General features: G+C 41.8%; 2 tRNA genes and 1 rRNA gene. All 3 read left to right on the top strand.

The annotated features are described in order from the left end of the window. Nucleotides 1-61: ribosomal RNA gene (locus BJN41_RS14020) — 16S ribosomal RNA — on the top strand; the annotation flags it as partial. A 158-nt stretch (nucleotides 62-219) separates the two neighbouring features. After that, nucleotides 220-296, top strand: a tRNA-Ile gene (locus BJN41_RS14015). A 103-nt stretch (nucleotides 297-399) separates the two neighbouring features. Further along, nucleotides 400-475: transfer RNA gene (locus BJN41_RS14010), tRNA-Ala, on the top strand. Nucleotides 476-795 lie beyond the last annotated feature (320 nt).

Raw genomic sequence — 795 nt, 5'->3', positions numbered from 1 at the left:
GACTGGGGTGAAGTCGTAACAAGGTAGCCGTAGGGGAACCTGCGGCTGGATCACCTCCTTAACGAAAGATTGACGATTGGTAAGAATCCACAACAAGTTGTTCTTCATGACGATGTGTCTTAAAAGATAATTCGAGGTTTTCGAATTGGATTGAGTAGCAGATACTACGCACTGCGTTTGTCTTGCGAAAAATACAAAGTGATGCTTTGATTTTTCTCAGGGTCTGTAGCTCAGTTGGTTAGAGCACACGCTTGATAAGCGTGGGGTCACAAGTTCAAGTCTTGTCAGACCCACCATGAGCAAGACTTAAAGCACTGCTTTAAGGCGAAGCGCAAGGCAAACGAACGTGAGTGAGTGCGCAGGCTATAATCTGATACATCGAATCACAGATGATAAGCTGGGGACTTAGCTTAGTTGGTAGAGCGCCTGCTTTGCACGCAGGAGGTCAGGAGTTCGACTCTCCTAGTCTCCACCACGTACTTATTAAGTGCGGGAATAAGCTAAAGATTACAGAACTTAATAAAAGATCGAATGAATAAATTTGGTGGTTTATTAAGTTCTGTGATTTATCACAGTTGACTGCAGTCCGACGAGGATGCAGTGAATCATTAACAGATTGGCAAAAATTGAGTCTGAAATAAATTGTTCAACTCATTTCATATAGGATTGACAGTAATGCTTTGGTGTTACGATTTAATTACGAATTGAAATGAGCACTAGCAAATTAACTGAATCAAGCGTTTTGGTATATGAATTTAGATTGAAGCTGTACGGTGCTTAAGTGCACAGTGCTCT

Origin of the sequence: Acinetobacter towneri (assembly GCF_001758345.1) — a bacterium.
In the GTDB taxonomy this organism is placed as follows: Bacteria; Pseudomonadota; Gammaproteobacteria; order Pseudomonadales; family Moraxellaceae; genus Acinetobacter; species Acinetobacter towneri_A.
This window is presented reverse-complemented; position numbering and strand designations above follow the sequence as displayed.